General features: G+C 58.9%; 13 protein-coding genes. 10 read left to right on the top strand and 3 right to left on the bottom strand.

Going from position 1 to position 12,627, the window contains the following annotated elements; genetic code table 11:
• Positions 1-112: 112 nt before the first annotated feature.
• A complete protein-coding gene (locus EV130_RS03535; protein ID WP_132659262.1) occupies positions 113-808 on the bottom strand; it encodes a GntR family transcriptional regulator in 696 nt (231 codons plus the stop codon).
• Positions 809-951: 143 nt separating this feature from the next.
• Between EV130_RS03535 and EV130_RS03540 the strand changes: the two genes are divergently transcribed.
• The 5 genes from EV130_RS03540 (at position 952) to EV130_RS03560 (ending at position 6,268) form a co-directional block, all read left to right on the top strand.
• Entirely contained in the window at positions 952-1,956 is a 1,005-nt protein-coding gene (locus tag EV130_RS03540) for an ABC transporter substrate-binding protein (RefSeq protein WP_132659264.1), read from the top strand.
• Between the two features lie 76 nt (positions 1,957-2,032).
• Positions 2,033-2,851, top strand: a complete 819-nt coding sequence (locus EV130_RS03545; protein WP_081377217.1) for an ABC transporter ATP-binding protein — start codon at positions 2,033-2,035, stop codon at positions 2,849-2,851.
• 6 nt (positions 2,852-2,857) lie between these two features.
• The gene (locus EV130_RS03550) at positions 2,858-3,730 is read left to right on the top strand and encodes an ABC transporter permease (RefSeq protein ID WP_132659266.1); all 873 of its coding nucleotides are present in this window, start codon (positions 2,858-2,860) and stop codon (positions 3,728-3,730) included.
• Between the two features lie 55 nt (positions 3,731-3,785).
• Entirely contained in the window at positions 3,786-5,522 is a 1,737-nt protein-coding gene (araD, locus tag EV130_RS03555; protein WP_074064092.1) for an L-arabinonate dehydratase, read from the top strand.
• A 20-nt stretch (positions 5,523-5,542) separates the two neighbouring features.
• On the top strand, positions 5,543-6,268 hold the full coding sequence (locus tag EV130_RS03560; RefSeq protein WP_132659268.1) for a ribonuclease activity regulator RraA: 726 nt from the start codon (positions 5,543-5,545) through the stop codon (positions 6,266-6,268).
• A gap of 108 nt (positions 6,269-6,376) precedes the next feature.
• Here the strand turns inward: EV130_RS03560 and EV130_RS03565 are convergent, their stop codons facing one another.
• Positions 6,377-6,826: a DoxX family protein gene (locus EV130_RS03565; RefSeq protein ID WP_074064094.1), complete on the bottom strand. Its 450-nt coding sequence runs from the start codon at positions 6,824-6,826 to the stop codon at positions 6,377-6,379.
• 516 nt (positions 6,827-7,342) lie between these two features.
• Here EV130_RS03565 and EV130_RS03570 point away from each other — a divergent pair.
• From EV130_RS03570 to EV130_RS03590, 5 genes are all read left to right on the top strand, one after another.
• The gene (locus EV130_RS03570; protein ID WP_245520008.1) at positions 7,343-8,212 is read left to right on the top strand and encodes a hypothetical protein; all 870 of its coding nucleotides are present in this window, start codon (positions 7,343-7,345) and stop codon (positions 8,210-8,212) included.
• A 620-nt stretch (positions 8,213-8,832) separates the two neighbouring features.
• A complete protein-coding gene (locus tag EV130_RS03575) occupies positions 8,833-10,566 on the top strand; it encodes a sensor histidine kinase (RefSeq protein WP_132659270.1) in 1,734 nt (577 codons plus the stop codon).
• Positions 10,567-10,843: 277 nt separating this feature from the next.
• Entirely contained in the window at positions 10,844-11,146 is a 303-nt protein-coding gene (locus EV130_RS03580) for a hypothetical protein (RefSeq protein WP_074064097.1), read from the top strand.
• 72 nt (positions 11,147-11,218) lie between these two features.
• Positions 11,219-11,500 (top strand): hypothetical protein, encoded by a 282-nt coding sequence (locus EV130_RS03585; RefSeq protein ID WP_074064098.1) that lies wholly within the window; start codon positions 11,219-11,221, stop codon positions 11,498-11,500.
• A 51-nt stretch (positions 11,501-11,551) separates the two neighbouring features.
• Positions 11,552-11,836 carry a hypothetical protein gene (locus tag EV130_RS03590; RefSeq protein ID WP_074064099.1) on the top strand — a complete coding sequence of 95 codons (285 nt, stop codon included), beginning with the start codon at positions 11,552-11,554 and terminating at the stop codon, positions 11,834-11,836.
• 111 nt (positions 11,837-11,947) lie between these two features.
• Here EV130_RS03590 and ribB read toward each other — a convergent pair whose 3' ends face one another.
• Positions 11,948-12,574 (bottom strand): 3,4-dihydroxy-2-butanone-4-phosphate synthase, encoded by a 627-nt coding sequence (gene ribB, locus EV130_RS03595; protein WP_132548995.1) that lies wholly within the window; start codon positions 12,572-12,574, stop codon positions 11,948-11,950.
• Positions 12,575-12,627 lie beyond the last annotated feature (53 nt).

A 12,627-nucleotide genomic window follows, 5' to 3' on the forward strand; every position in this document is an offset into this window, starting at 1 on the left:
GATAGAACCTCTTTCCGTCGACGTCTGGACCGTCATTCGACACTGATCTTCCGATTTCCAACAGTCTGGTGTTTGCCCGGATCATCATCTCCTTCCACAGAAAAGCGACCTTTCAAAAGAAGTGAGCATGTGCCTCGCGAATAGCGTCGACGGTGGCGAGCGTGCCTGTGAGGTGGCGGCGTACCGCTTCCTGTGCCCGCGGGACATTCCTGTCTCGAATATTGTCCATAATTTCCCGGTGCGAACACAAGATCGTGCCGGCTTTGCCGGGATCCATCAAGTTGAGCTTGCGAAGCCGATCGATATGCCCGGATCGCGACTGGACCAGGGCCCAGAGGTCCGCAACTCCGGCGCCTTCGAACATGGTTTGATGAAACTGGCGATCGAGAAGCGCAAAGCGTGCGAGGTCGTCATCCACGTTAAGCGCCGTTTCCTGAAGCGCCACCAGGCGATCGGCTTGTTTGATGACGGCCTCAGGCTGGTTTTCCGTTAGATACCGCACGACTTCCAGCTCGAGAGAGAGCCGCAGGAACTGCGTCTCGCGCGCCTGGCGCAAATCGATGCGGGTGACCTCTGTGCGGGACTGCGGATAGACCACGACGAGGCCTTCTGCCTCCAGCATCTGCAGAGCGTCACGCACCGGTGTCTGGCTGACGCCGTAGGCCAGGGCGATCTCGCTGCGCGACAGATGCATGCCTGGAGGCAGATCGAGCGAGATGATGCGAGCGCGCAGCACGTCGTAGAGCTGGCGCGATGTCGAGGTGCGTTTGAGCGCCATTGTCGGGGAAAGGTCGTTCAGAGCGTCCATGAAACCTCACTTCGACGCGCATTATAGCCGCTACGGAGCGCCATCTCAAACTAATATATTAACATAGTTGACCAACTGATATTTTAGTGTTTCACTCAGTTGGTGCTGGGAGGCACGTTTCGTAATTTCAGTGGGAGGATAGGATGTCGAGACTTTTGGGTGCTTTCGCGATCGCAGCCGTTATTGCGGCCACGCTTCCGGCTTCGGCTCAGGAAAAGACGGCGATCTCCATCACACGGCAACCTGGTATTCTGTACCTTGCCAGTCACGTGATGGAGACGCAAAAGCTCATCGAAAAACAGGCTGCGAAGGAGGGTCTCGACGGCCTCAGCATCGAATGGCGAACCTTCAGCGGCGGAGGGGCGCAGACCGATGCATTGCTCGCGGGCAATGTCGATATCGTCAACACCGGGTCGGGAAACCTACTTCTGCTTTGGGATCGCACGAAAGGCCGGGTAAAGGGCATCATTCCGAGCTCTGCGCAGCCGGTCATCATGGTCTCCAACGATCCCAAGATCAAATCGCTCGATGATATTGGTGCGAGCGACAAGATCGCCGTTCCTACGGTCGGCGTCTCGACCCAGGCGATTTTGCTGCAAATGGCCGCTGCCGCAAAATACGGGGAAGACCAGGTCCGCAAGCTCGACAGCAACACTGTACAGCTTGGCCATCCGGATGCAGTCGCGGCCATCGCCAACCCCAATCATGAAGTCAAGAACCATTTCTCAGCACCGCCCTTCCAGTACATCGAGCTGAAACAGCCGGGCGTGCATCGCGTCACGGACTCGCGCGAAATCATCGGAGGTTCCCTCACGCAGGCGACGTTCTTCACAACGACCGGGTTTGCCGAAAGCAATCCCGTCATCATCAAGGCAGTGCGTGAGGCAACCAAGCAGGCAGTGGCTTACATCAAGAACGATCCAAAGGGCGCCCTTGAAGCCTACAAGACGATCACCGGTGACAAAACGTCGATCGACGATCTTATGGCGATCATGAACGAGCCGGGCTTCATCGACGACTATCGGACCGAGCCGCAGGGCACGATGAAGTTCGCGACGCATTTGAACAAGATCGGCACGCTGAAGATGCAGCCGAAAGCATGGACCGACTATTACCTGCCTGAATCCGCCGACCTCAACGGCAACTGAGCAGCATCCGTTCGGCAGACGGCAGGCAGCTGTCTGCCGGATGAGCCCGACCCTTTTTCATGTGAGGACGTAGTCAATGCTCCAGTCCGCAGCAACTGTTTCACCGGCGCATCAGGCAATTGCGCAAGCGGCTGAACCACTCTTGAGTGTCGAGAAGGTCACCCTGCGCTACAAGACGCCCAATCTCCTGGTCACCGCCACCGAACAAGTCAGCTTCAGCGTCCGGAAATCAGATCGGTTCGTGCTTCTCGGTCCATCGGGCTGCGGTAAATCGACGCTGCTGAAGGCAGTGGGCGGATACATGAAGCCCGTCAGTGGCTCCATCCGCATCAGTGGGCGGACGGTGACGAAACCGGGTCCGGATCGCATGATGGTGTTTCAGGAATTCGATCAGCTGATGCCCTGGAAGACCGTTCTGGAGAACGTGATGTTTCCGCTGCTGGTTGCGCGCAAGCTGCTGCCAAGAGAGGCGGAGGAAATCGCCCGCTCCTACATCGACAAGGTGAAGCTGACGCGCGCCGTCGACAGTTTTCCCCATACCCTTTCTGGCGGGATGAAACAGCGCGTCGCCATTGCGCGCGGCATGGCGATGCAACCCGACATCCTGCTGATGGATGAACCTTTCGCGGCGCTCGACGCGCTGACGCGCCGCCAGATGCAGGATGAACTGCTTCAGCTTTGGGATGATACAAAGTTTACCGTTATCTTCGTTACCCATTCGATCGCTGAAGCGATTAAGATCTCCAACCGTATCCTGCTTCTGTCACCCCACCCTGGGCGTGTCAAAGCGGAAGTCGTGGATGTCGACAAAGCTTCCAACGAGAACGGAACCGCAGCTGCACTTGAACGGGATATCCACGATCTTCTGTTCTGCGAACCTGGCCATCGGGAGTAAGCCACCATGAACGCACCAAGGATCCTGCTGGCTGAAGAAAGTGCAAACATGCGCCCGGCCTATGCCAACATCGCCGCGATCGAGCAGAAGCTCGGGCCAGTTGAGCTCATCTGGGGTATCGGCGCTGTCCGAAAGGCACTGCTGATTATCGTACTTGCGCTACTGTGGCAGGTCTATGCCACTTACCTGGACAACCCGCTTCTGTTTCCGACCCTCACCGACACATTGGTGACGCTCGTCGATCGATTTGCCGATGGCACGCTTCCGGCGCGCATCTGGACCACCTTGAAGATCCTGTTGATGGGATATGCGGCGGGAACGATTCTGGCGGCCATCCTCACCGTGCTGGCAATCAACACGCGCATCGGCACGGATTTCCTGGAGACGATGACCGCCATGTTCAACCCGCTTCCGGCCATTTCACTTCTGCCGCTGGCGCTCATCTGGTTCGGCCTCGGCGCCTCCAGTCTCGTCTTCGTGCTCGTGCATTCCGTGCTCTGGGCTGTGGCGCTGAACACTCATTCCGGCTTTCTCGGAGTTTCCCGCACCCTGCGCATGGTTGGCGCCAATTACGGCTTGTCCGGCTTCTCCTACGTCGCTCGCATTCTCATCCCGGCTGCGTTTCCCTCGATCCTCACGGGTCTTAAGATCGGCTGGGCCTTCGCCTGGCGCACACTGATTGCCGCCGAACTCGTCTTCGGCGTCTCCTCCGGCCAGGGCGGTCTTGGCTGGTTCATCTTCGAAAACCGCAACCTTCTCGACATTCCGGCCGTCTTCGCCGGATTGCTGACGGTCATCGTCATCGGTCTGGTGGTCGAAAATCTGGTCTTCCAGACGATCGAACGCCACACCATCCAGAAATGGGGCATGAAGGAATGAAGTCAGCTTTCTTGTCTGGGTTCGCCTCCGTTCATCATGCTTTTCGGACAGTACCATGAAAAAACGCAAGACCTACGAGCAGCTCCGCTCCGCCCGCTGGATGGTCCCCGATGATCAAAGGTCCTTCGGCCACAGATCGCGCACCATGCAGATGGGCTACGATCCCACCGACTGGGAGGGACGCCCGATCATCGCCATCCTCAACACCTGGTCGGATGCGCAGCCCTGCCACATGCACTTCAAAGACCGAGTGGAATGGGTCAAGCGCGGCGTGCTGCAGGCCGGAGGTTTTCCGATGGAGCTTCCAGCGCTGTCACTGTCTGAAAATTTCGTCAAGCCAACGACAATGCTCTACCGCAATATGCTGGCGATGGAGAGCGAGGAATTGCTGCGCTCCCATCCCATCGATGGCGCGGTGCTCATGGGCGGCTGCGACAAGACCACTCCAGGCCTGGTGATGGGAGCGCTCAGCATGGGTCTTCCCTTTATCTTCCTGCCGGCCGGGCCGATGTTGCGCGGAAACTGGGCGGGCAAGCATCTGGGCTCAGGCACCGACGGCTTCAAATTCTGGGACGAACGCCGCGCCGGGACGATTTCCAAGGAAGAATGGCAAGGGATCGAAGGAGGCATTGCCCGTTCCCATGGCCACTGCATGACCATGGGGACTGCATCGACAATGACGGCAATTGCCGAGGCCATGGGACTGACGCTTCCTGGCGCCTCTTCCATCCCCGCCGCCGATGCGGGCCACCAGCGCATGTCGGCCCAATGCGGCCGGCGCATCGTCGATATGGTCTGGGAGGACTTGACGCCGGACATGATCGTCACGGCGGCAGCCGTGGAGAATGCAGTGACCGTGGCGATGGCGACCGGCTGTTCCACGAATGCCATTATTCATCTGATCGCCATGGCGCGCCGCGCCGGGATCCCGCTGGAACTGGACGATCTCGACCGCATTGGGCGCAAAACGCCCGTCATTGCCAATATCCGGCCATCGGGTGACACGTACCTCATGGAGGATTTCTACTACGCCGGTGGTCTGCGGGCGCTGATGAAGCAATTGGGCGGCAAGCTCAACTCGTCGGCGATCACCGTTAGCGGCAAACCGCTTACGCAGGGCCTCGACTTGGTAAAGGTCTGGAACGACGACGTCATCCGTCCGCTGTCGAACCCGGTCTATCACGAGGGATCGCTCGCTGTCCTCAAGGGCAATCTCAGTCCCGACGGCGCGGTGATCAAGCCCGCTGCCTGCGACCCGAAATTCCATCGCCATAAAGGTCCGGCTCTCGTGGCTGATAGCTACGCCGAACTGAAGACGATCATCGACGATCCCGAATATCCTTTGACGCCGGAGACCGTTCTCGTCTTGCGCAACGCCGGCCCGCAGGGGGGGCCTGGAATGCCTGAGTGGGGGATGATTCCCATGCCCAAGGCGCTGTTGAAGCTCGGCCTGCGAGACATGGTACGACTGTCCGATGCGCGCATGTCCGGTACATCTTTCGGCGCCTGTGTGCTTCATGTGGCACCGGAAGCCTATGTCGGAGGCCCGCTGGCGCTTTTGAAGACTGGCGACATCGTCGAGCTCGATATCCCCAACCGCAGCTTGAACATGCTCGTGTCGGATGAAGAAATTTCCCTTCGCCGACAGTCGTGGAAGCCACCGGCTCCACGCTATGGCCGCGGCTACGGTTTCCTGTTCTCCAAACACATCGAACAGGCCGACAAGGGCTGCGATTTCGATTTCCTTAAGACCGAATTCGGCCCTCAGGTCGATGAACCAGCGATCAACTGATCCTTCAGCCGGAGATGTTAATGACCGAATACGCTCTTTCCGACGAAACCCGCGCAAAATTGATGAAGTCGTCGACGGCCTCTGTTGCCACAGCGCTTTACAAACGCGGCCTGCGCAACCAGTTCATCCAGAATGTGGGGCCGGTCGCCTGGAAGGGCAAGAACATGGTCGGACAGGCCTTCACCCTTCGCTACATCCCGGCGCGCGAAGATCGCAATCCCATCGCCGTTTTCCGCAATGCAAACCACCCGCAGCGTGTCGCGGTCGAAACCTGCCCGCCTGGTTGGGTGCTTGTCATGGACAGCAGGAAAGATCCGCGGGCCGCATCGGCAGGCTCCATCCTCGTCACAAGGCTTGCGATGCGCGGTTGCGCCGGCGTCGTATCTGACGGAGGCTTTCGCGACGCCGAAGGCATCGCCAGGTTGGACATGCCGGCTTACCATCAGCGCCCGTCGGCGCCGACCAATCTAACCCTCCACGAAGCGCTCGACATCAACGTGCCGATTTGCTGCGGCGACGCGCCCGTTTTCCCCGGCGACGTGCTCGTCGGCGACGGTGACGGCGTCATGATCATTCCAGCGCATTTGGCAGACGAGATCGCCGAGGAATGCACCGGCATGGAAAGCTTCGAGGAGTTTGTTCTCGAACAGGTCCAAGACGGCGCTGCTGTGATAGGCCTTTATCCACCAACGACAGACAAAGCGCAAAACGACTATGCCCGATGGCGAAAAAAGACCGGGCGCTGAGCCCGCTCTTTTCTCCGCCCTCGTCTCATCCGGTTGCGAATGTCGCACTCACAAGCGAACCGCGGTGGCGCCGTGCCCGCTTCCCGAGACAGTTACAGGGCTTCGGATTCAGATCTGCTTGCCGAGTTTGGCGTCCACAGACTGCGAATTGGATCCACGAACCGCGAAGAACAGGAAAATGGCAGTCCAGAGGATCGATTTTTCCGCCCCACCGAAGCCTTCACCTCGCACGACGCCATGGAAATACACAGTAACCAGAAGCACGATCATTGCAGCGAAAGCGGCTGGCCGCGTGAAGAGCCCGACTGCGATCAAAATGCCGCCGAAGAATTCGGTTGCCGCAAGCAATGGCGACCAGAACAAACCGGGATAGAAGCCGAGACCTTCCACCATGCCGACAGCTCCGAACGGATTGAGGATCTTGCCGTAGCCGTGGGTCACCAGCAGTCCGCCGGCGATGACACGCAGAGCCGTTTCAGCGATGGTGTTAAACGGCATGTAAATTCTCTGAAGTGCCGGCACCATCGGGCGGGGTCGGCTGTCGGCAAAATCTGTCATAGGGTCACCTTTCCGTTCATTGCGATGCAACACATCTGCCGTGAAACCGGGCCAATAGCCAAGTCCGACGAGGTTGAAATATGACAAATCAAGTTAACAATGACGTGATTTTGACGTCACCATAACGAGCGGGGGTGCGAAGCGGGCGGGCGCTGCATAAAGATCCGGAAACAAAGACCGCGCCACTCTCTTCAGTTCTTCAACATGCAAATCCGGTGAGAAACAGACCAAGGAAACTCTTGCTCCGCCGCACGGACAAAGACCGGCCCCTCGTCAAGCCGGACCTCTCCCGGTCGGTCCTGCATCTCAGCGCGGTGCCGCCGTCTAGGCCCTCTCCATGTCATCGTCACGGAAGGACCAAATGCCTCGGAGACAGGTAGCAACGCTGCCGCACTCCAATGATTCCACAAAGCCTAGGAATTCGCCGCGAGCGGGTCGAGCGTCGAAGGTAAATCTGACCGCAGCCGTCGAACCGCGCAGCCCGTTACAGCGTTTCGAGGAAAAGTCGAACGCATCATGTCGAACCGCCGACAACATCAGACGCCCGAAGGCGCCTTCAAAGAGAAGATCGGGGAAACGACCTCGTTCCCCTACGACCGACTGACAGTCGAGCGTTTCCGTGCGGCTTTTCCCCGGGCGCGATGGAATGATGACCTCAAGGCATGGTTCGTTCCCGGCAAAACTGCCGCTCGCCGGATCGCCCGCTGGCGCGCGCGCGAGGCAACGCAGGTCGAAGCCTATGCGGACGAGAAGGGACGCGACGCCTTCCAGTTTGATCCGATCGAAAGTCCATATCTGGAGGTCGGGGAGGCGGGCTTGCGGGTCCGGACGCCCTATTCACGGACTGTCGTCGATCAGCTACGCGAAATTCCCTGGGCCCATTGGGACAGCGATCTTAGGGTCTGGCATGTGCCCTTCCGGTCGTTCGACGCCCTCCGGCGGCGATGGGCGACGATCGAGGCGGCGGCACGGCGAAACGAGCCCGAAGAAAGAAGGCGCCGGGCTGAAGAGCGAAAGGGCACCGAAGACGACAGACGCGCCCGACGTCGCTCGGCGGAGCGAAAGCGTCATCGTTATCTGCTGGCGTGCAACGACCTGCCGCCGTTGCAGCGGCCGGTGGCGACCGAACAGTACGGCGTCATCGTCTTCACGGAGATCACCGGCGAACTCGTCGAGCCAGATACCGTTGCGGATTTCTATCCCGGCGCGACGAAAGACCACGTCTGGGGACTATGGCGGACGCCGACGCTGGACGAACTGATCCACACATGGCCCGCGAAGCCGGTTTCAGAAAACCGGAGGCGAGAATGGTGGCTTCCGAGCATCGATGAGCTGAGGTCCGCCCGAAGGCTTGCGCGCTCCCGTGAACGGCGCAGGCGAAAGTAGTCGAGGGCGCGTTTGATGCGCGAGTGCGAAGGTCTGCCCGCGTGCACGGCGAGAGAACCAGGTGCCTGCTCAAGGGCCTGTTGGAAATATCCTCCCGGACCACTGGGAATGGTTCGACGCATTTGAGGCGCGATGACCAGCACGTCGGATGGGCGATTGGAGGCCTTTATTTACATGGTCGCGCCCAGGCGCATCGCGCCAGTTTCCGTTCGACACCGCTTCAGGCTGCGACCCCGATTTCAATCGGCCCATGCTTCATGGATGCAGGATCTTCATCGGCTGCCGACATTTAAGCCCTGCAGCATGCGGTGTACGCTGGGTTTCGGGTGCGAGAAAGTGCGGTTTGAATGCACTGCAGCTTCGAGCGCCGCAAGTCGTCTCTTTGTGCAGCAATCAGTTCGCATTGACCGTGCGCGACGCTGATTGATCGCGACTTTTTTCGCAAGCGCTTCCCATCTCCGTTTGCTTAGCCAAGGGCGTCTCATTCATGGCCCGCGTTCACGTTCTGAGTTCGAGGGCGATCCAGTGTAGGAACGTCAGACATGGATAGTCATGCCTGAATAGTCATGCTATCGAAACGCGAGTGGGGAACGGATCGACAAGATCCAAAGGGCGGTGGAATGAGACTGAAGCTCGTTGCAGTCGCGGTTGCGGCGCTAGCGCCAGTTGTCGCGATGCTCGTCTATAACGAATTGGAGACACGCCTTCAGCGCAACGAGGAAATCAGGGGCAACGCTGCGCAGGCCGCGCGGCTGGCGGCTTCCGAAGTCGAACGGATCATCGAAGGACTGCATGGTCTTCTCGTCGCCGTTGCCTCAATGCCCGCAATCCAGGACCTCGACGCGGCTGCTTGCGACCGGGCTCTTCGGTCGGTAGCCTCGAGCGTGTCCAATATTCGCACGATTTTTGTGACCGACTTGTCGGGGCATCCTGTCTGCGGCAGCGTCGAGCCGCCAAGTGGCGTCCGGTTCGCGGATCGGGACTACTTCAGGCAAGCTCTTGCCTCAGGCAGGTTTGTGGTCGGCACCTACACCGACAGCCGGATGTCGAAGGGTGCAGTCCTTCCGGTAGCGATGCCGCTGATGAAGGGGGGGATCGCCCAACGTGTGCTGGTGACGGGCCTGCGCTTGGAGTGGCTGCAGGACAGGATCGCAGAACGCGGCGTGGAGGGTGGCAACGCCATAACGATTGCCGACAGCAACGGGACGATATTGGCACACGTGCCAAATCCCGGCCGCTTTGTCGGCACCGCCATCCCTGCTGCCTTTCGACACCTGATCTATGCGGGTTTTCCAGGTATCATCGAGGTTAAAGGACAGGACGGAATCGTACGGATCCTGGGATATCGCCCGATCGAGCTTCCAAACAACCCGCTTTACATTGACGCAAGCATCTCGAAGGAGGAGGCATTCGCACCGATCAACCGAGCGACGGAAGTCAACGCGCTGTCCATCATCGGCGGCGCACTGCTCGCCTTCCTGGCCGCCGTCCTCATAGGCAACCGGTTCATCGTGAGACCGATCCACCACATCGCTCGCGTGATGGGAGACTGGCGCGCCGGCAGGACCGACGTACGCACGCGGATGGATCCCGCCAAGGATGATCTTGGTGCCGTGGGAGCCACATTGGACAGTCTCCTTGACGAACTGGACACCCGGCACCGGCAAGCTAAGGAGGCAGAGGACGAAAGAGACCTGCTGTCACGGGAGATGGCCCACAGAGTCAAGAACGGCTACGCTTTGGTGCAGGCGATCGCCCGACAGAGTTTTGCGAAGAGCGATCCTTCCCGTTATGCCGTGTTCTCCGAAAGGCTGACGGCGCTGGCAGGTGCCTATGATCTTATTCTCACAAGAGAGGCCCATTCGGCGGATATGTCCGAGACGATCCGAAAGTCCCTGCGCCCCCACCACGAGGTCGTTGCCAGCCGAGTGGAGGTAACGGGTCCACAGGTTTCTCTACCGGCGGAACTCACGCTGGCCCTGTCGCTGGTTGTGCACGAGCTCGGCACGAACGCGATGAAATACGGCGCACTGAGTACCGACGAGGGCCGGATTGCCGTAGACTGGACGCTCAAGGACCGGCGGGTTCAACTGACTTGGCAGGAAACAGGGGGGCCAAAGGTCACTCAGCCAATCGCTAGAGGATTCGGCTCGGTACTCATCGAAAAGGCCTTCACGGCGAAATATCAGGCAAAAAGCCTTTCCACTTACGAGACCAGCGGCCTGATCTTTGAACTTGCATTTTCTCTGCCGGCAGAACCGGCGGATGATCTTCGGGCAACGTCTTTCCAGGTTCCCCGCGCAGAAGGCAAGGATGGCGCATTCGAGAATCAGCGCCGAGCGGGCCACAATTGAAAAAAGCTACTGCTCAAACGAACCGCTGACGGCACGCAATCGCGTCCGCATGCAGGTTGTTTGCAGGCCCACCTGACGCAGAGGTCGTGTCCTCTGACCATCTACGCCGCATTTCCTTTGCGGCCCGATTGCGAGTCGGGTGTATTTTAGCATGTTCGGAAGATTTCATTTGCTTTGCTTCCGGTGGCAGCGCATGGTTCCGGCCTCCAGCAGTCATCATCACGGGCGCTGCTGTTTGAGGGCGCCATGTCCTTGCCCCGACCGAAAGGAGGACCTCATGTCTTCCGAAATTTCTACGAAATATCTAACGAGCCAAGACCTCGGTATGTTGCAGCAGGTGCTGAGTGATGCTGGATATACAGACGACATTCTTCTCGAACCGCCTCGACCCTTCAATACAGCAGCCAGGCTGATGATCCGCCTCTTTCAGCAGGGAATGACGGATGCCACAGACCTCGCCAATGAACTTGATCGGCAATTCGGGAAGTCTCGGAAAATGGGGACGGCTTTTGCAGGTTCACCGCTTCATCGCTTCGCGATCCAAGGTCTTCCGACGGAACTCCGTTCCATTGTTCATTAATGCCCTGCCCATGGGTGAGGATCGATCGTGCGGGTGGCAGATGGAGTGCTTCGATTGACGAGGAAGTGAACGATGTTTGAAGGCTTCAGAAGGGAAGTGGACGATCGGCAAGCTGAAAAACTAGGCGCGCTTGCGCCAAAAACCGGGAAGTTGCTGGGTGACAATCCGTTTGTTCCCCAAGCGGATCCGGTTCGCTACGGGCTTTGGAGAGAGGCCTACTTTAAGGCCCAGATTGAGATCGACGGCTTTAAGCACTACCCCCGCATCGCTCCGGAGCAGGCGCTCCTGAAATCAAAATCGGATGATGCCGGCTTTGATCGCCGTTCGCTGATCACCGGTACAGGCAAGCTCTGAAGGACGGTCGAGCCGGTCCGGAGACAACCTTCCTTCGATTGAGGAGAGTAAATGTCGCTAAAAATGCGCCCGAACATGCCACCGTTCGTCACCAATGAGAACGGCCATATCCCGATGACCGACATTGCGTCGAACTGGCTGGTGATCGTAACGCGCGAGGCGATGGAGCGAATAGCGTCGCCGCCCGACGCGTCGCTGGAGCGCCTGCTGGCTTATGCCGACACATTCGGCGAGGTCGCCACATATAAAATGGAGCATGGCCGCGCCGGCGAAGAGGAAACCATCTGGGTTCAAAGCGCCGATGTTGTCGAATGGCAAAGTTCACAATCCATGTAAGTTCCTTTGATTGTGCGCATCGAAGGACGCTTCGCCCGTCCTTCGATGCGCCGATTCAAACTGCTTCGGGAGGAAGGCCGCCAACCCCTGGAAAAGGCGACCAACCGTATTTCAGGCCGCCTTAACGGGAACATTCGCTACCTTGTAGGCGATCAAGTCTTCGATGGTGATCAGATGGAGGCCATGCCGTTCAGAAAACCGTTCGAGTTCGGGAAGCCGTGCCATCGTGCCATCATCGTTGGCCACCTCGCAGATCACCCCGGATGGGGACAGACCGGCGAGCTTGGCAAGATCCACTGCTGCTTCGGTGTGGCCGGGGCGGGAAAGAACGCCATTCGGATGGGCCCGAAGCGGAAAGATATGACCTGGCCGGGCAAAATCCTCGGGACGAGAGCCTTTTCTGACAAGTGCTTGAACCGTGGCAGCCCTGTCGGCGGCCGATATGCCGGTCGTCGTTTCTGGAACGTAGTCCACGGAGACGGTGAAGGCGGTCTCGAGCGCCTCGGTGTTGCGTGGAACCATCAACGGAATATCGAGCTCGTCGAGCCTGTCGCCTTCCATCGCAACGCAGACAAGACCACGGGCGTGGTTCATCATGAACGCGATTGCTTGCGGAGTGACGGCCTCCGACGCGATCACGAGATCGCCTTCGTTTTCCCGGTCACGATCATCGACAACGACGACGATCTCGCCCCGCGCAATAGCGGCGATCGCATCGTCGATTCTGGAAATTGCCATTTTCTTGCCTTTCAAGGGTTAGCCGTTGTGAGCGGCGTGCATGGCCTGTCAAG

The sequence above is a fragment of the Rhizobium azibense genome (genome assembly GCF_004342325.1).
Taxonomy (GTDB): domain Bacteria; phylum Pseudomonadota; class Alphaproteobacteria; order Rhizobiales; family Rhizobiaceae; genus Rhizobium; species Rhizobium etli_B.